Source organism: Micromonospora sp. NPDC001898, assembly GCF_042891255.1.
Lineage (GTDB): Bacteria > Actinomycetota > Actinomycetes > Mycobacteriales > Micromonosporaceae > Micromonospora.
In genome coordinates this window covers 878,046-903,741 of sequence record NZ_JBIATC010000001.1, presented here as the reverse complement: position 1 = coordinate 903,741, position 25,696 = coordinate 878,046, and the positions used below count along the sequence as shown (strand labels likewise).

Genomic DNA, 25,696 nt, shown 5'->3' with positions numbered 1-25,696 from the left:
CCGGCGGCTCAGGCCGCCGAGGTCCGCACCAGGGTACGGATCTGACGCAGCAGCACCGACAGCGCGGCGAGGTCCGCCCGGGACTCGTCGAACTCCCCCATCGCCCGCTGGGCGCGGTGGATCGAGGTGGCGTTCGACTGCTCCCACTGCAACACCCGCTCCAGCGGCGGCAGGTCGTTCGGGGTGGAGCCGAGGACCTCCGCGGTGAGCGCGGCCAGCGCGGCGTACAGGTCGTAGCGCAGCGCCATCCGGGCCAGCGTCTGCCAGCGGTCCTCCCGCGGCAGCAGAGAGATCTTCGACAGCAGGGAGTCGACCCGGAACCGGTCGGACAGGACGAAGTAGACCGAGGCCACCTCCCCGACGTCCGGACCGGTGCTCGCCGAGGTCTCCACCACGTCGAGCAGCCCGAAGCTGTACATCAGCCGGGTCGCCTGCTCGGCCAGGCCGCGCGGCAGCCCTCGGGAGGTCATCTCGTCGATGTGCGCGGCGATGGCCTCCCGCTCGCTGCCGTAGAAGAGGTTCTCCAGGCCGGGCAGCAGCCGGGCCACCCCGTCGCGCAGCCGGGCGGTCTCGGCCGGCACGTCGATCGGCGAGCGCCGGTTGGTGACCAGCCAGCGCACCGCCCGATCGAGCAGCCGCCGGGTGTCCAGGTAGACGGCGGTCTGCAGCTCGGGGTCGACCTTGTTGTCGAGCGACTCGACCGCGTCCCACAGCTCGCGCAGCCCGAACACCTCGCGGACCACCACGTACGCCCGGATCACGTCCGCCGCGGACGCCGCGGTCTCCTCGACCACCCGGAACACGAACGAGATGCCGCCCCGGTTGATCGCCTCGTTCACCAGCACGGTGGTCACGATGTCCCGGCGCAGCCGGTGCTGGCCCATCCGGTCGGCGAACCGCTCCCGCATCGGGGTCGGGAAGTAGTTGACCAGCACCTCGGTCGTCCACTCCTCGTCGGCGAGCCCCTCGGTGAGGATCTCCCGTTCCAGCACGATCTTCACGTACGCCAGCAGCACCGCGAACTCCGGCGCGGTCAGCCCGGACTCGGTGCGCACCGCCAGCTCGTCGTCCGGCGGCAGCCCCTCCAGCGCCCGGTCCAGCGCGCCCGAGCGCTCCAGCTCGCCGATCATCCGGCGGTGCACCGGCAGCAGCGAGGCGGCCTGGGCCTGCGAGTTGTTGATCGCCCGGGCCTGGTCGTAGTTGTCCCGCAGCACCAGCTCGCCGACCTCTTCGGTCATCCCGGCCAGCAGCTCGTCGCGCTCGGGCCGGGTCAGCGCCTCGTCCGCGACCGCCGTGTTGAGCAGGATCTTGATGTTCACCTCGTGGTCGGAGCAGTCCACCCCGGCCGCGTTGTCGATGAAGTCGGTGTAGATCCGACCGCCCGCCCGGGCGTACTCGATCCGCCCGAGCTGGGTGCAACCGAGGTTGCCGCCCTCGCCGACCACCCGGCAGCGCAACGCCTTACCGTCCACCCGGATCGCGTCGTTGGACTTGTCGCCCACCTCCGCGTTGGTCTGACTGGACGCCTTGATGTACGTGCCGATGCCGCCGTTCCAGAACAGGTCCACCGGCGCGGTGAGGATCGCCTTCATCAGTTCCTGCGGGGAGAGCTGGCTGACGTCGTCGTCCAGCCCGAGGACCGCCCGGACCTGCGGCGAGATCGGCACCGACTTCGCCGCGCGCGGGTACACCCCGCCCCCCTCGGAGATCAGCGACCGGTCGTAGTCCTCCCAGGACGACCGGGGCAGGTCGAACAGCCGCTTGCGCTCGGCGTACGAGGCGGCGGCGTCCGGGTCCGGGTCGAGGAAGAGATGCCGGTGGTCGAACGCGGCCACCAGCCGGATGTGCTCGGACAGCAGCATCCCGTTGCCGAACACGTCACCGGACATGTCGCCGACGCCGACCACGGTGAAGTCCTGCGTCTGGGTGTCGTGCCCCAGCTCCCGGAAGTGCCGCTTCACCGACTCCCAGGCGCCCCGGGCGGTGATGCCCATCTTCTTGTGGTCGTACCCGGCCGAGCCGCCGGAGGCGAACGCATCGCCGAGCCAGAAGTTGTGCGCCGCCGAGATCTCGTTGGCGATGTCGGAGAACGTGGCGGTGCCCTTGTCCGCCGCCACCACCAGGTACGGGTCGTCGCCGTCGTGGCGGACCACGTCTTCGGGCGGCACGATCTCACCGGCGGCGATGTTGTCGGTGATGTCGAGCATCGCGCCGACGAACTCCTGGTAGCAGGCGACCGCCTCGTCCCGGTCCCCCGGCTTCTGCTTGAGCACGAAGCCGCCCTTGGCGCCCACCGGCACGATCACGGCGTTCTTCACCATCTGTGCCTTGACCAGGCCGAGCACCTCGGTCCGGAAGTCCTCCCGCCGGTCGGACCAGCGCAGCCCGCCCCGGGCCACCGGCCCGTACCGAAGGTGCACGCCCTCGAACCGGGGCGAGTAGACGAAGATCTCGAACTTCGGCCGGGGGGCCGGCAGGTCCGGGATGGCCTGCGGGTCCAGCTTGAAGGCCACGTACGCCTTCGGCCGCCCGCCGACCGGCTTCTGGTAGAAGCTCGTGCGCAGGGTGGCCTGGATCAGCGTCAGGTACGACCGCAGGATCCGGTCCTGGTCGAGGCTGACCACGTCGTCCAGCGCGGCGCCGATCTCCGTCACCAGCTCGCCGCTGCGCTCGCGGCGCTGCTCGGCGGTCGGCTCCCCGGGCGCGAAGCGGGTCTCGAAGAGATCCACGAGCAGCGCGGTGATCCGCGGGTACGCGATGAAGGTCTGCTCCATGTACTCCTGGGAGAAGACCGTCCCGGTCTGTCGCAGGTACTTCGCGTACGCCCGCAGCACCACCACCTGCCGCCAGGTGAGCCCGCCGCGCAGCACCAGCTCGTTGAAGCCGTCGACCTCGGCCTCGCCCCGCCACGCCGCCGCGAAGGCGTTCTCCACGTGCGGGCGCACCTCGGCCAGTTCCTGGTGGCCCTCGGGCAGTTGCAGCCCGAAGTCGTACAGGTAGACCCGGCCGTCGATCCGGTCCACCTCGTACGGGTGCTCGTCGACCACCCGGACGCCGAGGGAGTGCAGCACCGGCAGCACCGCGGAGAGCATCATCGGCTCGCCGTACCGGTAGACCTTGAACCGGACGTCCATCGCCTCGTCCAGGTCCGCACCCCGGCCGGCGCCGTTGCCGCGCGGGGCGAACTGCTTGCGGAACAGGTGCATCTCAAGCTGGCCGGGCTCCTCCAGCAGCTCCAGCTTCGCCAGGTCCTTCATCGCCTCGTACGGCGTGTGCCCGTCCTTGTAGCCCTCCGGGAAGGCGTCGGCGTACCGGCTGAACAGGTGCTTGGCCTGCTCGTCGCCGAGCTTGCGCTCCAGCACGAGGCGGTAGTCGTCGTCCCACAGCCGGGTGGCGTCGGCCAGTTCCTCGGCGAGCAGGTCCGCGTCGATGTCCCCCGGTGGCCGGGTCGGATCGGTGCGGACGATGAAGTGCACCCGGGCCAGCATCGACTCGGTGACCCGGGTGGTGTAGTCCACCCCGACGCCGTTCAGCTCGCGCAGCAGGATGTCCTGCATGCGCAGCCGGTTCTGCGTGGTGAACCGGTCCCGGGGCAGGTAGATCAGGCAGGAGATGAACCGCCCGTACGCGTCCCGCCGCAGGAAGACCCGCAGCTGCCGGCGGCCGGCCATCCGCAGCACGCCGATCACCGCGTGGTACAGATCCTCGGTCTTGATCTGGAACAACTCGTCACGCGGGTACGTCTCCAGGATCTGGAGCAGGTCCTTGCCCGAGTGGCTGCGTCGGCTCAGGCCGGAGCGGTCCAGCACCTCGGCCACCTTGCGGCGGACCACCGGCAGCTCCCGGACGCTGGTCCGGTACGCCGCCGTGGAGAACAGCCCGAGGAAGCGCCGCTCGCCGATCACCTGACCGGCCTCGTCGAAGATCTTGAAGCCGATGTAGTCCAGGTACGCCGAGCGGTGCACGGTGGCCCGGGAGTTCGCCTTGGTGATGATCAGCAGGCGCTTCTCCAGCGCCCTCTCGTGCGCCTCGGACGTCATCGAGGACAGTGCCCGCACCTCCGGGGAGTCCGAGCGCAGGATGCCCAGGCCGGTGCCGAGCACCGCCTCCACCGCCGAGCCCTCACCGCCGGGGGCGTCCACCAGCCGGTACTCGCGGTAGCCGAGGAAGGTGAAGTGGTCGTGGGCCAGCCAGCGCAGCAGCTCCACCGAGTCGGTGATGTCCTTCTCCGGCACCGGCGGGCGGTTGTCGGCGGTACGGGCGGCGGCCAGCTCGTCGGCCAGGGCCAGGGCGCGCTGGCGCATCTTCGGCCAGTCCTCGACCGCCTCCCGCACGTCGGTCAGCACCCGTTGCAGCTCGCGGCGCAGCTTTTCCCGCTCGCCGGCGTCGCGGACCGGGTCGATCTCGATCCGCATCCAGCTCTCGACCAGGTCCCCGTCGATCGCGTCGTCGGGCTCCACGTCCGCGGCTACCTCGGTCAACCGGCCCAGCGGCTCCCGGCGCACCACCACCAGCGGGTGCACCAGCAGATGCACGTCGAGGTGGTGGGCGTTGAGCAGGGCGGTCACCGAGTCGACCAGGAACGGCATGTCGTCGGTGACGATCTCGATCACCGTGTGGTGCTGGTCGGCGTCCGGTTCGTGGATGCGCAGCTTCAGCTCGCCCGGCACCCGCTGCTGCGCCAGGTCCCAGTGCGCCCGAGCGGCGTCGAGCATCTCCTCGGCCGTGAACCCAATCAGTTCCTCGTCCGGGGCGAACCGCCAGAAGCGCCCGACCAGTGTCGCCGCGTCGTGGTCGTCGCCGGCGAGCACGACCGCCTGGGCGACCAGGCGCTCCACGTTCGGCACCGGCTCGTCGAGCTCGGCGTCCTCCACGTCGTCGGCCAGCGCATCCGCCGGCAGCCCGAGATCATAGATGGTGTCGATACTCGAACCGGTCATCCCGGTCGCTCCCGTGTCGAGCCGGCCGAAGCCGTCCCCGTCGGTCGCCGAATCGAAGTCGTCCCGGCCGGTGTCATCCTGCCGGAGGTCGGGTCCCGGTTTGATCGCCGGACGCCGGTCCATCGGTGCCACTCCCCTCGACCCACCGCATTGTGGGTCACTCTGCCGCCCAGCCTAGGCCCTGCCGCTCCGTGCCTTCGTCGGCGGACCACCGGCCGGACTTCCGGTTCGGGACTCTGTCCTTTCACCCGTTGCAGATATGCGGTCAGCCGGCTGGGGAGTACCCCGGTCGGGATGTTCATCACACCTTCGCGAGCCCTCTTTGCGCACGTGGCGGGCCGGGCGGGGCACCGCGACCGGCGGGGCCGTACTACCGTGGCGGAAGCCCGAGATTCGGAAGGGACGGCCCCATGCGCCTGTCGTACCCCCTTGGTGGGCTCCGCCGATCGCGCTCCCGCCGGCTGGTCGCGGCGCTCACGGCCACCGCGCTGGCCGCCGCCGCGCTGACCGGCTGCTCCGCCGAGGACGGTCCGGAACGCGCCGTGGACGCCTTCCTGTCCGGTTGGGGCAAGGGCGACCTCCAGGCGGTCGGCTTCGTCGACCCGACCGGGAGGAAGGTGCCCGCCGTCGACGTGACGCGGGAGATCCGGGAGCTCTCCGGAGAGCTGGCGGCCACCCCACCGGCGCTGCGCCGCGCCGGGGACCCGAAGATCGACGCAAACATCGCGACCGCCGGCATCCGGGTGGAGTGGACCCTGCCCCCGTCCGGCACCCGCTGGGGGTACGACCGGCAGGTACGGCTCACCCGGGGCGACGACGACCAGTGGCAGGTGATCTGGGAGCCGCAGGTGGTGCACGAGCAGCTCACCACGGGCGACCGGCTCGCGGTGCGCCGGGACGTCGCGCCCCGGTCCGGGGTGCTCGACAGTGCGGGCGCGCCGGTCGTGGCGCCCCGCCCGGTGGTCCGGGTCGGGCTGCAACCGAGCGAGGTCACCGACGTGAAGGCGGTCTCCCGGAAGCTCGACGCCGCGTTCCGGGCGATCCGGCCGGCGCTCACCCCGCCGGTCGACCTCGCCGACCTGCCCAAACGCCTCGCCGAGGCCGACCCGGGCGCGTTCGTCGAGGTCGTGACGCTGCGCGACGAGGCGTACCGGCAGATCCGCTCGCGGGTCTACGACCTGCCCGGCACCAAGTTCCGGGCCGAGAAGCTCGACCTCGCCCCCACCCGCGAGTTCGCCCGGGCGCTGCTCGGCTCGGTCGACCAGGCCCAGGCCGACGACCTGGCCGCCCACCCCGACCGGTACCGGCGGGGCGACCTGGTCGGCCACGGCGGCCTCCAGGGGCGGTACGACGAACGGCTGCGCGGCGTGCCCGGGCTCACCGTGATCAGCGAGCGGACGGAGCCGGACGGCACCGTCGCGCCGACCGGCACGACGCTGTTCCGCGAGGAGCCGAAGGCCGGCCAGGCGGTGAAGACCACCCTCGACGTGGCCACCCAGAACGCCGCCGACACCGCGCTGCGCGGGGAGAAGCGCCGCGCCGCCCTGGTGGCGGTGCGGATCAGCGACGGCGCGGTGCTGGCCGCCGCGAACGGGCCGGGGGCCGCCGGGGAGAACCTGGCCTTCACCGCCCAGGTGCCGCCCGGCTCGACGTTCAAGATGGTCAGCGCCCTCGGCCTGCTGGACCGGGGCGCGGTCACTTTGGACGGCCCGGTCGCCTGCCCGAAGACGTTCACCGTGGACGGCCGGTCGTTCAAGAACTCCGACAGCTTCGCCCTCGGCTCGGTGCCGTTCCGCACCGACTTCGCGAAGTCCTGCAACACCGCTTTCGCCGCGCTCGCCCCGAAGCTGGGCGCGGACGGCCTCGCCCAGACCGGACGGGCGCTCGGCCTGGAGGCCGGGTGGGACCTGGGCGTCGACGCGTTCACCGGCAAGGTCTCCGCGAACGGCTCCCCGGCCGAACAGGCCGCCGCCTCGTTCGGGCAGGGCACCACCGTTGTCAGCCCGCTGGCCATGGCCGCCGCCACCGCCGCCGTCGCCCGGGGCCGCTGGGAGCAGCCGAAACTGGTCCTCGACCCGGCCCCGGCCAAGGCCGCGCCCGCCGGGCCGGAGCTGAAGCCGGAGTCGGTGCAGCCGCTGCGGACCATGATGCGCGAGGTCGTCACCGCCGGCACCGCCGGCGCGCTCAAGGACGTCCCCGGCGGCCCGGTGCACGGCAAGACCGGCACCGCCGAGTACGACGACAACCCCGCGCACACCCACGCCTGGTTCGTCGGCTGGCAGGGCGACGTGGCGTTCGCGGTCTTCGTGGAGCGGGGCGGGTCCAGCACGGCCAGCGCGGTGCCGGTCAGCGAACGCTTCCTGCGCGCCCTCGCCGCCTCCTGACCGCTGACCCCCCGCCTTACCGCCTTACCGCCTGTCCGCCTGTCCGCCTGTCCACCGCCCCACCAGCTCCACCGCCCCACCAGCTCCACCGCCCCCACCGGGCCACCGGCGGCGCACCCGGCCACCGGCCCGTGGGGACGGTGCTCGCCGACCGGGCTTACGCCGGGCGGTTCCCAGCACGGGCCTGTGCCTGAGTGCCTTTGCAGCTGCAACATCGCCCTCGACATGCTGCGGGGTCTCGGCGTTGCCGGCACGGGCCTGCGCCGGAGCGCCTTTGGAGCTGCCCGCACAGACAGGGCACCTTCTCGCCCTGAACACCTCTACGGGCGCTCGCTCATCACCCGCCCTTGCGGCCCCCGGACGACACCACCCCCAGCTCTGCGGGCAGGCGACTCCGGCGTCCAGGTGGGCGCACAGACGGGGCAGCTCCAAAGGCACTATGCGGATGCCGCCGGCCGCCTCACGACCCGGCGGCCGGCGACCCGGCAACCGGCGACCCGGCCACGCCCCAAGGTAACGCCTCGACGGACCGGTGGGTCAGCACCGAACAGATCAGCAGGCGGCAACGGACGGACCGCAGCAGACGCGGCAAGCCGACGCGGCAGACCGACCGCAGCAGACCGAACGCGGCAGACGGGCTGCGGCGGACCGACGTGTCAGGCGATCCCAGCTGCGGAATGCGACGTGTCGTCGCCCGTGCCGGGGCGGCCAGCGCCCGGAGACGGTGCGGGAACACGGCGCAACAGGCCCGGGCCGGCCGAGGCGGGGGGCCCGACGGGTTCCAGGACCGGGCCCGGGCCACCCTCGGTCGGGCCGCCCAGATCCGCCGGCCTGTCCGGCTCCTCCGGCTCCTCCGGCCCGCTCGCGGCGCCGTCGACGTCGTCGGGGAGGGCGGGGGCGGCCGGGAGGGCGGGGGCGGCGGGCAGGGCGGGGAGGACGGAGACGGCGGGGGCGGTGGGAAGGGCGGCATCGGCGGGGGCGGTGACATCGACCGGCTCCCCTGCCGCGCCCCGGTGCGGCGCATCAGCGGGGAGGGCCGCAGAGACGGCTGGGCGACCGGCCGGGGGAGGGCGCCGGCCGGGGGCCGCCGGGAGCAGCCGGGGCGACACCGCGCTCGGGGCGGTGACCGGGGCCAGCCCGGCCACCACCGTGTTGACGATCTCGGCGGCGTACGCCCCGTCCTGGTCGTAGTCGGGGTCGAAGACGGTCAGCTCGACGCCGAGGCAGTGCGGGGTGTCCACCAGCCCGGCGAGCAGGATCTCCAGCTCGGCGAAGGCGATCCCGCCCGCGTCCGGGGCGTCCACCGCCGGCATCACCGCCGGGTCGAGCACGTCCACGTCGACGTGCACCCAGTACCCGGCGCAGTCGGCCAGCTCCTCGTGCGCCCACTGGGCGGTGCGGGCCGCACCCTCGGCGCGCAGCGCCGGCACCGGCCGGGTGGTGATCCCGGCGGCCTGGAGGTCGAGGCGGTACTCGTCCTGCGCCCGGATGCCGAGCACCACCACGTCGATGTCCCGGAAGTACGGCCGGCGCCCCTCGATGGCCGCCAGGTCGGCCTGCCCGCGCCCGGTGACCAGGGCCAGGTCCTCCCCCGCCGCGGCCCCGACGTAGGAGGCGTTGCCGGGGTGCCGGAAGTCGGAGTGGCCGTCGACGAAGATGAGCCCGATCCGCCCGCCGACCGCCTCGCCGAGCCGGTGCATGGCCAGCGCCGAGCCGAGCAGGATCGAGCAGTCCCCGCCGAGCACTAGCGGGAACTCCCCCCGGTCGATGATCGAGCCGATCCGGTCGGCCAGCGCGGCCGAGTACGCGGCGATCTCCGGGGCGTGGCAGACGCCGTCGCCGGGACGCCAGTCGCCCGGGTCGTACCGGGGCGCGGTCAGACAGCCAGCATCGCGGGCCCGCAGCCGGGCCAGCAGTCCCTGGTCGCGCAGCGCGCCGGGGGCCTTGCCGCAGCCGGGGACGGCGGTGGGGGTGGGCGGGCGTAGCCCGAGGTTGGACGGCGCATCGAGGACGGCGATTCGGCGCATATGGGCTCCCGTCCTCGTGGGTCGGGCGGGCCGGCGAACGCCGGCCCGCGCTGGCGTACGGCGGAACTCAGAACAGGGCGCTGGCCAGGGCCCGGCGGGCGGAGGCGACGGCGGGATCGTCCGGCCCGGCGACGGTGAACAGGCCGACCAGGTGCTGGCGTGCCTTCTCCCGGTCTTCGCCGGCGCTGCGCCGGACCAGACCGACCAGGCGCTGGTAGGCCTGGTCCGCCATGCCGCTGAGCACCTCGACGTCGGCGGCGAGGAGCTGGGCCTCGACGTCGTCGGGGTTGGCCTGGGCGGCGGCGAGCGCCACGCCCGGGTCCGCCCCGGCGACCCGGCGGGCCAGCCCGACCTGGGCCAGGCCGGCCTCGGCCGCAGCGTCCCCCGGCGACTCGGCGAGGATCTTCCGGTACGCCTGCTCGGCGGCGTCCAGGTCGCCGCCCATCAGGGCATCGTCGGCCTCGTCGAGGCGCGGGTCCTCCGGCTCGGCGACGGTGGCCCCGCCGGCCTTGAGCACCGCGCCGATCCACTGGCGCAGCTGGGCCTCGGGGACCACCCCGGAGAACGCGTCGACCGGCCGCCCGCCGACGACCGCGTAGACGGTGGGGATCCCCTGGACCTGGAACATCTGGGCGATGCGGGGATTGTCCTGGACGTCGACCCGGGCCAGCACCCACGCGCCGCCGCCCTCGGCCGCCAGCCGCTCCAGCACCGGCGCGAACTGGTCGCTCTCCGGGTAACCGGCCGCGCCGAAGAAGACCACGACGGGCAGGTCCACGGACCGTTCGAGCACCTCGGACTGGAGGGTGGCCTCTGTCACGTCGATCACGGCGGCCCCGCCGCCGGTGGCGACGCCACCCGGCAGACCGGAGGGCGGGCCGGCCTGGGCCGGTGTGCTGGAACGGGTGGGGGCCGGTGCGGTGCCGCGCAGTGCGCTGAGGTCGACCGCGCCGCGGGTGAAGATCGACGAGGTGATCCGTGGGTCGCTCATGGTTACCTAGTCTCGCACGGCCGCCGCCCAACTCCGATCAACCGCGACGGCGACAAATGTGACTCTCGCGGCTGGTCACCGGCCGTGTCGCCGCACCCCGTCGAGGGGTGCGGCGACACCCGGTCAGAAGCGTGCCGGTTCGCGGTAGACGCCCCATTCGGCGCGCAGCGCGTCGCAGATCTCGCCGAGGGTGGCCTCGACGCGCACGGCGTCGAGCATCGCCGGGATCATGTTCTCCCCTGTGCGGCTCACCTCGACCATCCGGGTCACTGCGGCGGAGACCGCCGCGTCGTCCCGGGCGGTCTTGCGCTCGGCCAGCATCCGGCGCTGCTCCACCTCCACCTCGTGCGAGATGCGCAGGATCTCCAGGTCCTTGGCGACCGTGCCGGTGTGGCAGTTGACCCCCACGATCCGCTTGTCGCCCTTCTCCAGAGCCTGCTGGTAGACGAAGGCCGACTCGGCGATGTGGCCGGTGAACCAGCCGTCCTCGATGCCACGCAGGATGCCGGAGGTCATCGGGCCGATCTGGTGCGGCCCCTCGCCGCCGAGCTGCCGGATCCGGGCGAAGATCTCCTCCGCCTCGGCCTCGATCCGGTCGGTGAGCGCCTCGACGTACCAGGAGCCGCCGAGCGGGTCGGCCACGTTGGTCACCCCGATCTCCTCCATCAGCACCTGCTGGGTACGCAGGGCGATCTCGGCGGACTCGTCGGTCGGCAGGGCCAGGGTCTCGTCGAGGGCGTTGGTGTGCAGCGAGTTCGTCCCGCCGAGCACTGCGGCGAGCGCCTCCACGGCGGTGCGGACGACGTTGTTGACCGGCTGCTGGGCGGTCAGCGACACCCCGGCGGTCTGGGTGTGGAACCGCAGCCACAGCGCCTTCTCACTGGTCGCGCCGTACACGTCGCGCAGCCAACGCGCCCAGATCCGGCGGGCGGCGCGGAACTTGGCGATCTCCTCGAAGAAGTCGACGTGCGAGTCGAAGAAGAAGCTCAGCCCGGGGGCGAAGACGTTGACGTCCAGCCCGCGCGACAGCCCCAGCTCGACGTAGCCGAACCCGTCGGCGAGGGTGTACGCCAACTCCTGCGCGGCGGTCGAGCCGGCCTCGCGGATGTGGTACCCGGAGACCGACAGCGGCTTGTACCGGGGGATCTCGCGGGCGCAGTACTCCATCAGGTCGCCGATCAGGCGCAGGTGCGGCTCCGGGTCGAACAGCCACTCCTTCTGCGCGATGTACTCCTTGAAGATGTCCGTCTGCAGCGTGCCGTCCAGGGCGGACACGTCGGCGCCCTGCCGCTCGGCGGCCACCAGGTACATGCAGAACACCGGCACCGCCGGGCCCGAGATGGTCATCGACGTGGTGACGCCGGCCAGGTCGATGCCGTCGAAGAGCGCCTCCATGTCGGTGGCGGTGTCGATGGCGACGCCGCAGTGCCCGACCTCGCCGAGCGCCTGCGGGTCGTCGGAGTCGCGGCCCATCAGCGTCGGCATGTCGAACGCGACGGACAGGCCGCCGCCGCCCGCGCCGAGGATCATCTTGTAGCGCTCGTTGGTCTGCCGGGCGTTGCCGAAGCCGGCGAACTGCCGGATCGTCCAGGTGCGCCCCCGGTAGCCGGTCGGGTACAACCCCCGGGTGTACGGGAACTCGCCCGGCCAGCCGATCCGCTCGAAGCCCGGGTACGTGACACCCTCCGGCGGGCCGTAGACCGGGTCGACGGTCATCCCGGAGAGCGTGGTGAAGTCGGCGTCCCGCTTGCGTGCGGCGTCGTAGCGGGCCTGCCAGCGTGCCCGTCCGGCAGCGATCTCGTCGGCGTCCATGCGCGGGGCTCCTCCTCGGGTCCTCGTCAGAAGACCGAGTGTAGAACCCATGCCTGAACGATCGCTAAGGAGTTCGGTACCGGCTGGTAACCCGGCTCAGGCCGCAGGGCCGGCCGGCTCGCCCAGGGCCACGTCGTCGACCCGGATGTTGATCTCGTCGACCCGCAGCCCGTACGCCTCGACGGCCTGGGTGACCGCAGCCCGCACCCCGTCGGTCACCTGCGGAACCGGCCGGCCGGCGTCGATCACGATGACCAGGTTGATCACCGCCGCGCCGTTCGTGACGTGCGCCGAGCAGCCGCGCCGGGCGTCGCCCACCTGGTCCAGCCCGACCTTGTCGAGCACCGCGTTGAAGAACCGGGCCACGTCGCCGCCCAGCTCCGACACCCCGGGAACCGACCGCGCGGCGGCCACCGCGATCTTCTCCACCACCTCGTCGGAGATCTGGGTGGTCCCGCCCGCCACCGCGTCCGGCGTCACCGACAGCTCCTGCGTCGCCTCGTCGCCCATGCTCTCCCCCAGTACGCTCGCACCGCCCCACGGTGCCGTGGAGCGGTGCGAGCGTACTAGTTCGTGGGGGTCCGCAGTGGACATCTCAGGAGCGGAGCTGGGCCAGCAGTTCGTCGGCCGCGGCGTACGGGTCGAGGGCCCCCTCGGCCACCTTCGCGGCGAGCGTCGGCAGCTCCGTACCGTCGCGCAGCGAGCCGATCCGGGCGCGCAGCACGCCCAGCGCGATCGCCTCGATCTCGGCGGCGGCCCGCGTCTCCCGACGGCGGCGCAGCTCGTCGTGGCGCTCCAGCCAGTCGCGGTGCTTGTCGATCGCCGCGGCGATGTCGTCGATCCCCTCGCCGCGCGAGGCGATCGCCCGGACCACCTGCGGCCGCCACTCGCCGGGCCCCCGCTCGCCCAGGGCGATCATGCCCTGGATGTCTCGGACGGTGGCGTCGACCCCGTCCCGGTCGGCCTTATTGACCACGAAGACGTCGGCGATCTCCAGGATGCCGGCCTTGACCGCCTGGATGGCGTCGCCCATGCCGGGGGCGAGCAGCACCAGCGTGGTGTCGGCCAGCGAGGCGACCTCCACCTCGGCCTGCCCGACGCCGACGGTCTCCACCAGCACCACGTCGCAGCCGGCGCCCTCCAGCACCCGGACCGCCTGCGGGGTGGCCGCCGACAGCCCACCGAGGTGGCCCCGGCTGGACATCGACCGGATGTAGACGCCCGGGTCGGTGGCGTGGTCCTGCATCCGCACCCGGTCGCCGAGGATCGCCCCGCCGGTGAACGGGCTGGACGGATCGATGGCGAGCACCCCGACCCGGTGCCCCCGCGCCCGCAGCGCGCGGACCAGCTCGTTGGTGGTGGTCGACTTGCCCACCCCGGGAGACCCGGTCAGCCCGACCACCTGGGCCTGACCGGCGTACGGGGCGAGAGCCGCCGCCACCTGGGGCAGCGCCTCGTCGCCTGACTCGACCAGCGTGATCAGCCGGGCCACCGCCCGGGGGTCACCGGCGCGGGCCCGTTCCACCAGCATCGGCACGTCCCGGCTGCGGCGCACCGACGGCACACCGGCGGCCTGGGCCTGCTCGACCGCTCCGCTCACCGTGCCGCCTTCGTTCGCGACTGCGGGGCTCGCACACCCCGCTCACTCCTCGCGCTCACCCTGCCTCGCCGGGGCTGGGGACGTGGATGATCAGCGCGTCGCCCTGGCCGCCGCCGCCGCACAGCGCCGCCGCGCCGGTGCCGCCGCCACGCCGCTTCAGCTCCAGCGCGAGACTGAGCACCAGCCGGGCGCCGGACATGCCGATCGGGTGGCCGAGCGCGATGGCGCCGCCGTTGACGTTCACCTTGTCCGGGCTGATCCCCAGGTCGCGGGCGGACTGGACGCCGACGGCGGCGAACGCCTCGTTGATCTCGACGAGGTCGAGGTCGGAAATACCCAGGCCGCCCTTCTTCAGGGCGTGGCTGATCGCGTTGGACGGCTGCGAGTGCAGCGAGTTGTCCGGGCCGGCGACGTTGCCGTGCGCGCCGATCTCGGCCAGCCAGGTCAGCCCCAGCTCCTGGGCCTTGGCCTTGCTCATCACCACCACGGCTGCGGCCCCGTCGGAGATCGGCGAGGAGCTGCCGGCGGTGATCGTGCCGTCCTTGGCGAACGCGGGACGCAGCTTGGCCAGCGACTCGACGGTGGTGTCCGGCCGGATGCCCTCGTCCTCGCCGATCACCAGCGGGTCGCCCTTGCGCTGCGGGATGATCACTGGGGTGATCTCCTCGGCGAAGTGGCCGTTCTTCTGCGCGGCGGCGGCCCGCTGGTGACTGGCCGCGGCGAACGCGTCCTGCTCCTCGCGGGTGATGCCGTGCTTCGCGCCGTGCCGCTCGGTGGACTCACCCATCGAACAGCAGTCCCAGGCGTCGGTGAGCCCGTCGAGCGCCATGTGGTCCTTGATCGTCACGTCGCCGTACTTGTAGCCGGCGCGCTGGCCGAGCATCAGGTGCGGGGCGTTGGTCATCGACTCCATGCCGCCGGCCACCACGATGTCGAACTCGCCGGCCCGGATGAGCTGGTCGGCCAGGGCGATCGCGTCCAGGCCGGAGAGGCAGACCTTGTTGATGTTCAGTGCCGGCACCGACATCGGGATGCCCGCCTCGACGGCTGCCTGCCGGGCCGGGATCTGGCCCGCGCCGGCCTGGAGCACCTGGCCCATGATCACGTACTGCACCTGCTCGGGGGCGACCCCGGCGCGCTCCAGCGCGGCCTTGATCGCGACACCGCCGAGCTTCGTCGCCGGGAGGTCCTTGAGGTTGCCGAGCAGGCGACCCATCGGGGTCCGCGCGCCGCTGACGATCACCGAAGCCACTTGCCGCCTCCGAGGGGGATGCCGAGCCGTACACCTTAACGATTGTTTGGTTACCCGGGTGTTCGGTCAGACTAGCGCTATGGCTGAGAACTCCCCCGCCGAGCCCACTGCTGACTTTGTCACAGACATCGGCCTGCGCCGCATCGACCACGTCGGGATCGCCGTCGCCGACCTGGACGCCGCGATCGACTTCTACCAGCGGACCTTCGGCATGCGCTGCGTGCACACCGAGACCAACACCGAGCAGGGCGTCCGCGAGGCGATGCTGGCCGTCGGCCCGAGCGCCGAGGGCGGCTGCGTGCAACTGCTCGCCCCACTGACCCCGGAGTCGACCATCGCGAAGTTCCTCGGCCGCAACGGCCCGGGGGTGCAGCAGGTGGCGTACACCGTGGCCGACATCGACGCGGCCTGCGCGGCGCTGCGGGAACGCGGGATGCGGCTGCTCTTCGAGACCCCCCGCCGGGGCACCGCCGGCTCCCGGATCAACTTCGTGCACCCGAAGGACGCCGGGGGCGTCCTCGTCGAGCTGGTCGAGCCCGCCGAGCACTGATCTGATCGCCGGCCGGGGGCGCGGCAGGGGCCCTGCCCACTCCCCGCCGGCCCCTCCGGCACCGGGCCCGCCCTCGGTCGGCGAGCGCGACGGTGCGCGGTTGAGCAGCCCAGCGGACACCTCCACACATCGGCCGATGCAGTTTTTCACAGACCCTTCCCGCCCTAACTACCGTTCAGTAACGTCCTGCTCCGACAGGAGCGGCCGTTGCCGGGGTCGGATGCCGACATCGCGGTCGGTACGCACCGGTGCCGACGGCAGCACCCGGGCCGAAGCGACGGCCACCAAGCGGATCCGCCGGGCCCCGACGCGGGTGCGGACGAACGGGAGGTCACCGTGCAGGACATCCTCGAAGCGATCATGGCGGTGGAGGGCTCCGACGAATCCGGGCGACAGCTCGCCGGCCTCGCCGACCTTCCCGTGCCGAAGAGCTACCGGGGCGTGGTGGTGCGCGCCGACCAGGCCCGGATGTTCGAGGGGCTGGCCACCCAGGACAAGGACCCGCGCGAGTCCCTGCACGTCCAGGAGGTGCCGACCCCCGAGCTGGCGCCCGGCGAGGCGCTGGTCGCGGTGATGGCCAGCGCAATCAACTACAACACCGTCTGGACCAGCATCTTCGAGCCGCTGTCCACCTTCAAGTTCCTTGAGCGGTACGGCCGGATCTCCGCGCTGACCGCCCGGCACGACCTGCCGTACCACGTGGTGGGGTCGGACGCGGCGGGCGTGGTGCTGCGCACCGGGCCCGGGGTGACGAAGTGGGCCGCCGGCGACGAGGTGGTGGCGCACTGCCTGTCGGTGGAGCTGGAGGACGCCGCCGGACACGACGACACCATGCTCGACCCGCAGCAACGGATCTGGGGCTTCGAGACCAACTTCGGCGGCCTGGCCGAGCTGGCCGTGGTCAAGGCCAACCAGCTCATGCCGAAGCCCCGCCACCTGACCTGGGAGGAGGCGGCCAGCCCCGGGCTGGTCAACTCCACCGCGTACCGGCAGCTCGTCTCGCACCACGGGGCGAACATGAAGCAGGGCGACGTCGTGCTGATCTGGGGCGCCTCCGGCGGCCTCGGCGGGTACGCCACCCAGCTGGCGCTCAACGGCGGCGCGATCCCGATCTGCGTGGTGTCCTCCCCGGACAAAGCCGAGCTGTGCCGGCGGATGGGCGCCGAGTTGGTGATCGACCGGGCGGCGGAGGGGTTCCGGTTCTGGTCCGACGAGCACACCCAGAACCCGGACGAGTGGCGGCGCTTCGGCGAACGGATCCGGGGGCTGACCGGCGGCGAGGACCCGGACATCGTCTTCGAGCACCCGGGGCGGGAGACCTTCGGCGCGAGCGTCTACGTCGCCAAGCGCGGCGGCACCGTCGTCACCTGCGCCTCGACCAGCGGCTACCAGCACCAGTTCGACAACCGCTACCTCTGGATGCACCTGAAGCGGATCGTCGGCAGCCACTTCGCCAACTACCACGAGGCCTGGCAGGCCAACCGGCTCGTGGCGCTCGGCCAGATCCATCCGACGGTGTCGAGGACGTACCCGCTGGAGCAGGCCGGCCGGGCCGCGTACGAGGTACACCGCAACCAGCACCAGGGCAAGGTGGGGGTGCGCTGCCTCGCCCCGACCGACGGCCTCGGCGTGCGGGACCCGGAGCTGCGTTCCCGGCACGAGGACGCGATCAACCGGTTTCGCGATCGCTGAGCCGTCCGGACGCCGCACGGCACCCGGGCCGTCCGGGGGATGCCCGGCCGGCCATTGCGGTGGTCGCGCATTGCCTTTCGACAGGGGTCATCGGCCCTCCTTTCGCGTGATAACGCCACGAGTCGACAAAGGGTCGTGGAGTGTTCGCGCGGCCCTTTGCCCACCCGGCCGGCCGGCCGCCCGACCCGGCCGGGAGCTGCCAAGATCGCCGTCGACACGGGCCGGGTGACAGCGGCCAGTTGACCATGTAAAGAGGACACGAAAGCCCTGCACCGCTCTTGCGAAACACCCCGGGGCGTCTGCGAGTATGTCCCAATGCCCCAGCAGCAGTCCTCCCCTCTTGCGTTCTTCGATAACGCGAACTCGCAGCCAGATTTCACCGTTGGCCTGCGCGGATACAACGTTGGGCAGGTCGATGACTTCATCGGTCGACTCACCGCCGCGCTGACCCAGTCCGAGCAGGCCCGCGCCGAGGCCGAGCAGCGGATGAACGACGCCCAGCGTCGGCTCCGCCAGGCCGAGCAGCGTCAGAGCGCGCTGGAGCAGAAGCTCACCGAGACCAACAAGCAGCTCGAGGAGAACAGCCGGCCGACCCTCTCCGGCCTGGGCACCCGCGTCGAGCAGATCCTGCGGCTGGCCGAGGAGCAGGCCAACGACCACCGCAACGAGGCCAAGCGCGAGTCCGAGGGGATCCTCTCCGCGGCCCGCCTGGAGGCCCGCGAGATCACCGACAAGGCTCGCGCCGAGGCTGCCGCGATGAAGGCCACCGCCGAGCGCGAGGCCGGCAGCGCCCGCACCGCCGCCGAGCGGGAGGCCGCCGAGGTCCGCGTGCAGGCCCGCCGGGAGGCGGACACCCTGCGCGCCGACGCCGAGCGGGAGACCAAGCAGCTGCGCACCGTCACCGCGCACGAGGTCGCCGAGCTGAAGTCGACCGTCGAGCGGGAGGTCGCCACCCTGCGCGCCACCGCCGAGCGGGAGATCACCCAGCAGCGGGCGAAGGCGGCGCGGGAGGCCGAGGAGAAGCGCGCCGAGGCGACCAAGCTGCTCACCGACGCCCGCGACAAGCGCGACAAGGATCTGCAGGCCCTGGAGCTCCAGCTCGCCGAGCGGCGCGAGAAGTCCGAGCGCGAGGAGTCCGAGCGGCACGCCGCCCAGGTCGCCCAGACCCAGAAACTGGTCGGCGAGGCCGAGCAGCGGGCCCGGGCCGCCCAGGAGCGGGCCAAGGAAATCGAGCAGCGCGCCGAGGCCCGCCGGGTCGAGTCCGAGCGCACCGCCAACGAGACGGTCGAGAAGGCCAAGTCGCTCTCGGAGAAGACCCTCAACGAGGCGAAGTCCGAGGCGAAGCGGCTGCTCACCGAGGCCCGCACCGAGGCCGACCTGACCACCCAGGCCGCCCGCCGCGAGGTCGATGACCTCACCCGCCAGAAGGACGCCGTCACCTCGCAGCTCGGGCAGATGCTCTCCGGCCTCGCCGGCATCGTGCCGGGCATTCCGTCGGCGCCGGCGCAGGCCACCCCGGCGGCCGCCAAGGTGGACACCAAGGACGAGCGGGTGACTGCGGAGCCCGCCGGCTGACCGACCGTACGGCCGGGGCATCACACGGCGCGGGGTGACACCGGGTGACCGGTTCAACCCCGCGCCGTATGCGTTTCCCAACCCTTGACACCGCTGTCGGTGGCGTTTGTGAAGTACCTCCCATCCGGGCCGCCCGTATCGCCCCAGCCGAGCCTGATGCGTGTGAGGATGGGGGCATGTCGCGCGGCGAGGAACTGTTCGCCCTCGGCGGGGATGTGACCACGGAGCCCAGCTTCGAGTCCGCCCTGCGGGGGTACGAGAAACGACAGGTGGACCGGTACGTCGCTCGTGCGGAGCACGAGATCGCGACCCTGGCGGCCGAGCGGGAACAGGCGTACACACAGATCCACAAGCTGGCCGGGCAGGTCGAGGTGCTGCAACGCGACCTCGCCCAGGTGCGCAAGCAGGTAGGGGTGGTGGACCGGGCCTCGTTCCGGCACCTCGGCCCCCGGGTCGAACAGATCCTCGGCCTCGCCGAGGAGCAGGCCGACGACATCCTGGCCGCCGCGAACGAGGAGATCGAGGCCCGGCGGGCCTCCGCCGAGCACATCGTCGCCGAGGCCAAGGAGCAGGCCGCCCAGGCGCTCAAGGACTTCGAGATCGCCCTCGCCGCCCGGCGGGCCGAGGAGGAGCGGCACAGCGCCGGCCGCCGCGCCGAGGCGGACGCCACGCTCAGGGCCGCCAAGGAGGAGTCCACCCGGCTCGGCCGGGTCGCCCAGGAGGCCCTCGCGAAGGCCCAGCAGGAGGCCACCCAGCTCCGGGACGCCGCCAAGGAGATCCACACCCGGGCCCAGCAGGAGGCGACCAAGCTCCGCGAGGCGGCCAAGGAGGCCCTGGCCAAGGCCCAGCAGGAGGCCACCCAGCTCCGCGAGGCGGCCAAGGAGGTGCACGCCAAGGCCCAGCAGGAGGCCAGGCGGCTCACCGATTCCGCCACTGAGGCCGGCCGGGCCACCCACGCGAAGGCATTGCAGGAGGCCAAGCGGATCACCGACGACGCCGAGGCGGCGGCGAAGGGCAACCGCGACCGGGCCCGGCAGGAGGCCGAGCGGCTCACCGCCCAGGCAGCCGAGGCCACCCGGCACCAGCGTGCGGAAACCGAGGCGTACGTGCAGCGGATGCGCACCGAGACCGAGGCTTACGTGCAGCAGTCGCGCGCCCAGACCCAGCAGGAGCTGGGCGCCTGGCGGGCCGGGGTGGAGAAGGAGGTCAACGACCGGCGGGAGGTGGCCGACCGCGAGCTGGCCGGGCGTAAGGCGAGCGCCGAACAGGAGTACGCCAAGCGCCGGGACGAGCTCGACGAGCAGCACGCCAACCGGCAGACCGAGCTGGAGCAGCAGTACACCGCCCGGCGCGCGGAGATCGAGGGCGGTGCCGCCGAGATCCGGCGCGCCGCCGAGCAGGACGCCCTGACGATGCGCCGGCAGGCCGAGGAGGAAGCCGCCGCCCTGCTGGGCCGGGCCGAAACCGACTCGACCGACAAGCGCCGCAAGGCCGACGAGCACGTGGCCGCCTCCCGCCGCCAGTTCGAGGAGTACGCGGCCACCACCCAGCAGCACCTGGCCACCACTCAACAGCACCTCGCGGCCACCCAGCAGGAGGTGGCCTCGGGCCGCCAGCAGCTGGCCCAGGTGATGCTTGAGATCGCCCAGGCCCAGCAGCAGCTCGCCGACCTGCGGCAGGAGACCTGGCAGTCCCGGCAGGAGTCCGACGAGCTCCAGCAGCAGATGCTCGACCTGCGCCACCAGTTGGCCGGCGCGCGGCTGTCGGGCGACGCCACCGTCCCGACCCTGGTCACGCCGAGCCTGGACGGCGCGGGGCCGGGCAGGACCGGCGACGGCAAAAAGCCGGCGGCGGCCCACAACGGCACCGCCCCGGCGATGGCCGCCGGCGGCCCCGGTCCGGCCGCCAAGGCCACGCCCGGCCCGGTCCCCGCCGGCGGTGGGGCCGTCAAGGCGACCGCCGACGCGGGGGCGGCGAAGGCCACGCCGGCCGACGACGCCGGGCCGGTCAGGGCCCGGCCGGTGGCCGAGCCGGTCACCACCGTGGACGGCGGGGCGGCCAGCGCGGGGGTCGACGGCGAGCCCACGGTGGCCGCGGTGCCCGGCGAGGGGGGCCGGAAGCCCACCCCCACGAAGATCACCAGCACCGGCGAAAACGGCAAGCGGCCGACCAAGCCGACCACCGACGAACGCAGCGCCAAGCCGAGCAAGGTGACCATCGAGGCCGAGTGAACGGGCCCACCGGTGGCTCCGGCGACCGGGCCTGCGGGGCCTGGTGAGCGGGGGTTGGCCCTGGAGTCATCGGGCACTACCCTCTGCCGGGCAGGGGCAGGAGCCCGCGTGCCCGGGAGAGGGTCTCCGGTCGAGGCACCGGAGCGTGCGGAGGAGGCCCGGTGACGCAGGACGCGCCGGTAGGCGGTAACCCACCGGACGACGAGACGACCGCAGCGGCCCCGGCCGACGACCGCCCGCCACGCAACACCCCGGCCGACAGGCGGGGCGGCCGGAAGCCGGCGGGCGACGCCCCGACCGACGACGTCGACGCGAGTGGCTCCGACGCGAGTGACGTTGACGCGAGTGACTTCGAGGTGCCCGGCGGGGTCGCCACCGGCTCCGGCCGGTTCGGGCCGCCGGGGCGTCCGTTGCGTCGCAACAGCTTCCTGGTCGGCTTCACCGGTGCGCTCGGCGTGCTGCTGGCGTACGCCGTGTTCCTCGGCGTGCGCAACTCGGCCGGCATCCTCGTGCTGGTGGTCATCGCGCTGTTCCTGGCCGTGGGGCTCAACCCGGCGGTCGTCCGGCTGCGCTCGTGGGGACTGCCGAACGGCCTGGCGGTGGCGACGGTGGCGCTGACCCTGCTGCTGCTGATCGTCGGCGGCCTGGTGGCGCTGGTGCCGCCCGTGGTCACCCAGTCCGGCCAGTTCATCGAGCAACTCCCCAACTACGTGGAGGAGCTGCGCCGCAACGAGGCCGTGAACGACTTCGTCGTGCGGTTCGACGTGATGAAGAAGGTCCAGGCGGCGGCGAACGCCAACACCATCGGCCGCGCGCTGGGCGGGGTGCTCGGCGGCGCGCAGCTGATCGCCGGCACCCTCTTCCGGGCGCTCACCGTGCTGGTGCTGACGATCTACTTCCTCGCCTGGTTCGACCGGCTACGCCGCGTCGGGTACTCGCTGGTGCCCCGCTCGCGTCGCCGTCGGGTACAGCTGATCGGCGACGAGATCCTCGCCAAGGTTGGCGCGTACATGGTCGGCGCGCTGAGCATCGCCGTGCTGGCCGGCGTGACCACCTTCGTGTTCGCGCTGATCGTCGGGCTGCCGTACCCGTTCGCGCTGGCGGTGGTGATCGCGGTGACCGACCTGATCCCGCAGATCGGCGCGACGCTGGGTGCGGTGGTGGTGAGCCTGGTCGGCTTCGCCACCAGCCTGCCCGTCGGGATCGCCTGCGTCGTGTTCTTCGTGCTGTACCAGCAGGTGGAGAACTACCTGATCTACCCGAAGATCATGCGCCGATCGGTGGAGGTCAACGAGGTCGCCGCCCTGCTCGGGGCGCTGCTCGGGGTGTCCCTGCTGGGCGTGGTCGGCGCGCTGGTCGCGATCCCGCTGGTGGCCGCCCTCCAGTTGATCCTGCGCGAGGTGGTCCTCCCCCGCCAGGACGCCCGCTGACGGACGCCCCGAACACCGGGCACCCCGGGGGGCCGGCAGGTCGCCCGGCTCCGGCGCGGCCGGGTCAGTCCGCGCGCGGGCCGGGGACCGGGGTGTCGGCGAAGGACGCGACCGTCCGGTCGGCGTACGCGCTGACGTCGCCGGTCTGGATCGGGCCGTCCCAGGTGCGCGGCAGGGGCAGCGGGGCGGCCGGGTTGACCCGGCGGACGATCTCGTCGAGCACGGTCTCGGCGTCGCCGACCCACAGGTGCTTCGCGCCGGGCACCCCGACCAGCTCGGCCTGCGGCACCGCCGCGAAGCGCTCGCGGGCCTCGTCGGGGCGCAGGTAGTCGTCGAACTCGGGCACCAGGGCGGTCAGCGGCTTGCCGCTCTCGGCCCAGTGGGTGAGGTCGTCGGGGGCGGAGAAGCGCAGCGGCGGGGAGAGCAGGATCGCCCCGGCCACCGCAGGGTCGCAGCCGTACTTCAGCGCCAGGTCGGTGCCGAACGACCAGCCGACCAGCCAAATGTTCGGCAGCTCGGCGAACTCGGCGTACTCGATGGCGGCGGCCACGTCGAAGCGCTCGCCGGCCGCGTTGTCGAACGCGCCCTCGCTGGTGCCGCGCAGGCTGCTGGTCCCCCGGGTGTTGAACCGGAGCACGGCCAGGTCGGCCAGCGCCGGCAGCCGCCAGGCCGCCTTGCGGAACACGTGGCTGTCCATCATCCCGCCGTGGGTGGGTAGCGGGTGCAGGCAGACCAGCGTGCCGACCGGCTCCCGGTCCACCGGCCGGGCCAGTTCGCCGACGAGCCGCAGACCGTCTGCGGTGTGCAGCTCGATGTCCTCGCGGTGCCCGGGCAGGATCGACGACGCGCGGATCGGTGTGCTCACCGTCCCAGTCTCCCGCGCCGCCGCCGTCGGCGCCCGGCGGGGCGGAAACGGGGTGATCCAGATCGCTCAGCCGTACCGGGGGGCGCCCCGGCCGCGCTGGACCCCCGGGCCGCGCCGGTCCCGCGCCCGCCAGCAGCCGCTGTGCCAGTGCCTGCGGTCGGTCAGGTCGCCCCGGTCGTCCGCCGGCCAGGCCACCACGTGCGCCACCCCCGGTCGGATCTCCTGGTCGCAGCCCGGGCAGCGGTACGTCTTGGCCGACGCCCCGCCGCTGATTCCGCGCACCTGCCAGTCGCCGTCGCGCCACTGCTGCACGGTGGGCACGCCGTGTCGGGCCTGGTCGGCGTCGAGGTGGACGTGTTCGTCCCGGCGGGGGCGGTTGCGACGGGGGCTCACAGTCACCAAGCGTACGGTCAGTTCCAGGCCTCGGGCCTGGTGAGGTCGTCGGCGAGCCGGGCCCCGGCGAGGCCCCTCGGCGCACTCCGGGGCGACGGCCGCCCGGCGGTCACCCGCTCAGCGGCGGGTGTGGTCGCGGAATCCGCGCCCGGTCTTGCGGCCCAGGTAGCCGGCGGTGACCAGGTGCTCCAGCAGCGGGGCCGGGGCGAAGCCGGGCTCGCGCAGTTCCAGGTACAGCTCGCGCTGGATGGCCAGCGAGACGTCGAGGCCGACCACGTCGAGCAGCTCGAACGGGCCCATCGGGTAGCCGCAGCCGAGCTTCATCGCGTGGTCGATGTCGTCGGCGGTGGAGTAGCTGGCCTCCAGCATCTTCACCGCGTCGTTCAGGTACGGGAAGAGCAGCGCGTTGACGACGAAGCCGGACCGGTCGGCGCAGACCACGCCGGTCTTGCCCAGCGCCGCGCAGACCGCGCGGGCCGTGGCGGTGGTCTCCTCGGAGGTGCGGATGGTCCGCACGATCTCCACCAGCGGCATGACCGGCGCCGGGTTGAAGAAGTGCAGCCCCACCACGTCGGCCGGCCGGTGGGTGGCCATCGCGACGTCGATCACCGGCAGCGAGGAGGTGGTCGTGGCGAGCACGACGCCCGGCTTGCAGATCTCGTCGAGGCTGGCGAAAAGGGCCTTCTTGACGCTCAGTTCCTCGATCACGGCCTCGACGACGAGGTCGACGTCCGCGAGGTGGTCCAGGGTCGCCGACCAGGTGACCCGGCCGAGGGCGGCGTCCCGGTCGGGCTCGCTGAGCTTGCCCCGCACCACGCCCTTGTTCAGGGAGGTCTTGACCGCCTCGCAGACCTTCGCGGACTTCTCCGCGCCCCGGGTCACCGAGACGACCTCGTAGCCGGCCTTCGCGAAGACCTCGATGATCCCGGTGGCCATCGTCCCGGAACCGACCACCCCGACCTTTGCGATGGCCCGCGCGCCGTCGGCCAGCGCCGGTCCCGCCGTCGCCGGGGTCCGCTCGTCCGGTACGACCTTCGGCGAGCCCGGCCGCTCGTAGGTGTAGAAGCCCCGGCCGGACTTCCGGCCGAGCAGCCCGGCGGTGACCATCTGCTTGAGCAGCGGCGCCGGCGCGTGCCGGCGGTCCCGCCCGCCCCGCCGGTACATGGTGTCCAGGATCTCGTAGGCGGTGTCGAGGCCGATCAGGTCCATCAGGGCGAGGGGGCCCATCGGCAGGCCGCAGCCGAGCTTCATGGCGGCGTCGATGTCCTCGCGGGTGGCGTAGTGCGCCTCGTGCATCGCCACGGCGTGGTTGAGGTAGCCGAACAGCAGCGCGTTGGCGATGAAGCCGGCCCGGTCGTTGATGGTGACGTCGACCTTGCCGAGCCGGGCGCAGAGGGCCTCCACGTCGGCGACCACCTCGGCGGAGGTGACCACCGTGCGGACCACCTCGACCAGCTTCATGACCGGGGCGGGGTTGAAGAAGTGGATGCCGATGACCTGGTTCGGCCGCCCGGTGGCGACCGATATCTCGGTGACCGACAGCGAGGAGGTGTTGGTCGCCAGGATCGCCTCGGGCCGGCAGATCCGGTCCAGCTCCGCGAAGAGCCGCTGCTTCAGGTCGAGGTGCTCGGGGACGGCCTCGATCACCAGGTCCACCGAGTGCAGCGCGTCCAGGCCCACCCGGAAGTCCACCCGGGAGAGCAGGGCGTCCCGGTCGGCCTCGGCGAGCTTGCCCCGGGCGACCGCCCGGTCGGTCGATCCGGTGAGGTTGGCCCGGCCGCGCTCCAGGGCGCCGTCGGAGATCTCGACCGCGACGACATCGACGCCGTTGCGCGCGAAGACCTCGACGATCCCCGCGCCCATGGTGCCCAGCCCCACGACACCCACGCTGGTGAACTCGCGCGCCACGACCGGCCTCCCAGTGCTCCACGAGACCGCTGAACGGTCGCTAGGG

General features: G+C 72.8%; 15 protein-coding genes and 1 pseudogene. 6 read left to right on the top strand and 10 right to left on the bottom strand.

Annotated elements, in window-relative coordinates; translation table 11 throughout:
• Positions 1 to 8: 8 nt before the first annotated feature.
• Positions 9 to 5,063 (bottom strand): NAD-glutamate dehydrogenase, encoded by a 5,055-nt coding sequence (locus ACFYZF_RS04290; protein WP_387015813.1) that lies wholly within the window; start codon positions 5,061 to 5,063, stop codon positions 9 to 11.
• Positions 5,064 to 5,350: 287 nt separating this feature from the next.
• On the opposite strand from ACFYZF_RS04290, the gene ACFYZF_RS04285 reads away from it, so the two are divergent.
• Entirely contained in the window at positions 5,351 to 7,324 is a 1,974-nt protein-coding gene (locus ACFYZF_RS04285; protein ID WP_387015810.1) for a penicillin-binding transpeptidase domain-containing protein, read from the top strand.
• Positions 7,325 to 8,375: 1,051 nt separating this feature from the next.
• Here the strand turns inward: ACFYZF_RS04285 and ACFYZF_RS04280 are convergent.
• From ACFYZF_RS04280 to ACFYZF_RS04255, 6 genes and pseudogenes are all read right to left on the bottom strand, one after another.
• Positions 8,376 to 9,351, bottom strand: a pseudogene (locus ACFYZF_RS04280) (arginase family protein); the annotation flags it as partial.
• 67 nt (positions 9,352 to 9,418) lie between these two features.
• Entirely contained in the window at positions 9,419 to 10,342 is a 924-nt protein-coding gene (locus ACFYZF_RS04275; protein WP_387015808.1) for a tetratricopeptide repeat protein, read from the bottom strand.
• 123 nt (positions 10,343 to 10,465) lie between these two features.
• Complete coding sequence (locus tag ACFYZF_RS04270) at positions 10,466 to 12,154, bottom strand: methylmalonyl-CoA mutase (protein WP_387015805.1); 1,689 nt, start codon at positions 12,152 to 12,154, stop codon at positions 10,466 to 10,468.
• A 96-nt stretch (positions 12,155 to 12,250) separates the two neighbouring features.
• On the bottom strand, positions 12,251 to 12,664 hold the full coding sequence (locus ACFYZF_RS04265; RefSeq protein ID WP_387015803.1) for an Asp23/Gls24 family envelope stress response protein: 414 nt from the start codon (positions 12,662 to 12,664) through the stop codon (positions 12,251 to 12,253).
• Between the two features lie 85 nt (positions 12,665 to 12,749).
• Positions 12,750 to 13,685 (bottom strand): methylmalonyl Co-A mutase-associated GTPase MeaB, encoded by a 936-nt coding sequence (gene meaB, locus ACFYZF_RS04260; RefSeq protein ID WP_387016070.1) that lies wholly within the window; start codon positions 13,683 to 13,685, stop codon positions 12,750 to 12,752.
• 124 nt (positions 13,686 to 13,809) lie between these two features.
• A complete protein-coding gene (locus ACFYZF_RS04255; RefSeq protein WP_387015801.1) occupies positions 13,810 to 15,006 on the bottom strand; it encodes an acetyl-CoA C-acetyltransferase in 1,197 nt (398 codons plus the stop codon).
• Positions 15,007 to 15,085: 79 nt separating this feature from the next.
• Here ACFYZF_RS04255 and mce point away from each other — a divergent pair, with 79 nt between their 5' ends.
• The 5 genes from mce to ACFYZF_RS04230 all read left to right on the top strand — a co-directional run bounded on the left by mce (position 15,086) and on the right by ACFYZF_RS04230 (position 22,484).
• Complete coding sequence (mce, locus tag ACFYZF_RS04250) at positions 15,086 to 15,556, top strand: methylmalonyl-CoA epimerase (protein ID WP_387015798.1); 471 nt, start codon at positions 15,086 to 15,088, stop codon at positions 15,554 to 15,556.
• A 336-nt stretch (positions 15,557 to 15,892) separates the two neighbouring features.
• Positions 15,893 to 17,248, top strand: coding sequence for a crotonyl-CoA carboxylase/reductase (gene ccrA / locus ACFYZF_RS04245; RefSeq protein WP_387015795.1), 1,356 nt, complete (start codon positions 15,893 to 15,895; stop codon positions 17,246 to 17,248).
• Between the two features lie 315 nt (positions 17,249 to 17,563).
• Positions 17,564 to 18,823 carry a cell division protein DivIVA gene (locus ACFYZF_RS04240; RefSeq protein ID WP_387015792.1) on the top strand — a complete coding sequence of 420 codons (1,260 nt, stop codon included), beginning with the start codon at positions 17,564 to 17,566 and terminating at the stop codon, positions 18,821 to 18,823.
• A gap of 176 nt (positions 18,824 to 18,999) precedes the next feature.
• Entirely contained in the window at positions 19,000 to 21,054 is a 2,055-nt protein-coding gene (locus ACFYZF_RS04235) for a hypothetical protein (protein WP_387015789.1), read from the top strand.
• Between the two features lie 356 nt (positions 21,055 to 21,410).
• Positions 21,411 to 22,484, top strand: coding sequence for an AI-2E family transporter (locus tag ACFYZF_RS04230; protein WP_387016068.1), 1,074 nt, complete (start codon positions 21,411 to 21,413; stop codon positions 22,482 to 22,484).
• 64 nt (positions 22,485 to 22,548) lie between these two features.
• Here the strand turns inward: ACFYZF_RS04230 and ACFYZF_RS04225 are convergent, their stop codons facing one another.
• The 3 genes from ACFYZF_RS04225 to ACFYZF_RS04215 form a co-directional block, all read right to left on the bottom strand.
• On the bottom strand, positions 22,549 to 23,349 hold the full coding sequence (locus ACFYZF_RS04225) for an alpha/beta hydrolase (protein ID WP_387015786.1): 801 nt from the start codon (positions 23,347 to 23,349) through the stop codon (positions 22,549 to 22,551).
• Between the two features lie 66 nt (positions 23,350 to 23,415).
• Positions 23,416 to 23,670, bottom strand: coding sequence for a hypothetical protein (locus ACFYZF_RS04220; RefSeq protein WP_387016066.1), 255 nt, complete (start codon positions 23,668 to 23,670; stop codon positions 23,416 to 23,418).
• 189 nt (positions 23,671 to 23,859) lie between these two features.
• Entirely contained in the window at positions 23,860 to 25,650 is a 1,791-nt protein-coding gene (locus tag ACFYZF_RS04215) for a 3-hydroxyacyl-CoA dehydrogenase family protein (RefSeq protein ID WP_387015784.1), read from the bottom strand.
• Positions 25,651 to 25,696: the final 46 nt, after the last annotated feature.

Coding starts and splice junctions, on each gene's coding strand:
- meaB (WP_387016070.1), bottom strand. CDS start 13,685: ATGCTGGTGGAACGGGCCCGCGCCGGTGACCCCCGGGCGGTGGCCCGG.
- ACFYZF_RS04275 (WP_387015808.1), bottom strand. CDS start 10,342: ATGAGCGACCCACGGATCACCTCGTCGATCTTCACCCGCGGCGCGGTC.
- ACFYZF_RS04285 (WP_387015810.1), top strand. CDS start 5,351: ATGCGCCTGTCGTACCCCCTTGGTGGGCTCCGCCGATCGCGCTCCCGC.
- ACFYZF_RS04270 (WP_387015805.1), bottom strand. CDS start 12,154: ATGGACGCCGACGAGATCGCTGCCGGACGGGCACGCTGGCAGGCCCGC.
- ACFYZF_RS04265 (WP_387015803.1), bottom strand. CDS start 12,664: ATGGGCGACGAGGCGACGCAGGAGCTGTCGGTGACGCCGGACGCGGTG.
- ACFYZF_RS04240 (WP_387015792.1), top strand. CDS start 17,564: ATGCCCCAGCAGCAGTCCTCCCCTCTTGCGTTCTTCGATAACGCGAAC.
- ACFYZF_RS04235 (WP_387015789.1), top strand. CDS start 19,000: ATGTCGCGCGGCGAGGAACTGTTCGCCCTCGGCGGGGATGTGACCACG.
- ACFYZF_RS04290 (WP_387015813.1), bottom strand. CDS start 5,063: ATGGACCGGCGTCCGGCGATCAAACCGGGACCCGACCTCCGGCAGGAT.
- mce (WP_387015798.1), top strand. CDS start 15,086: ATGGCTGAGAACTCCCCCGCCGAGCCCACTGCTGACTTTGTCACAGAC.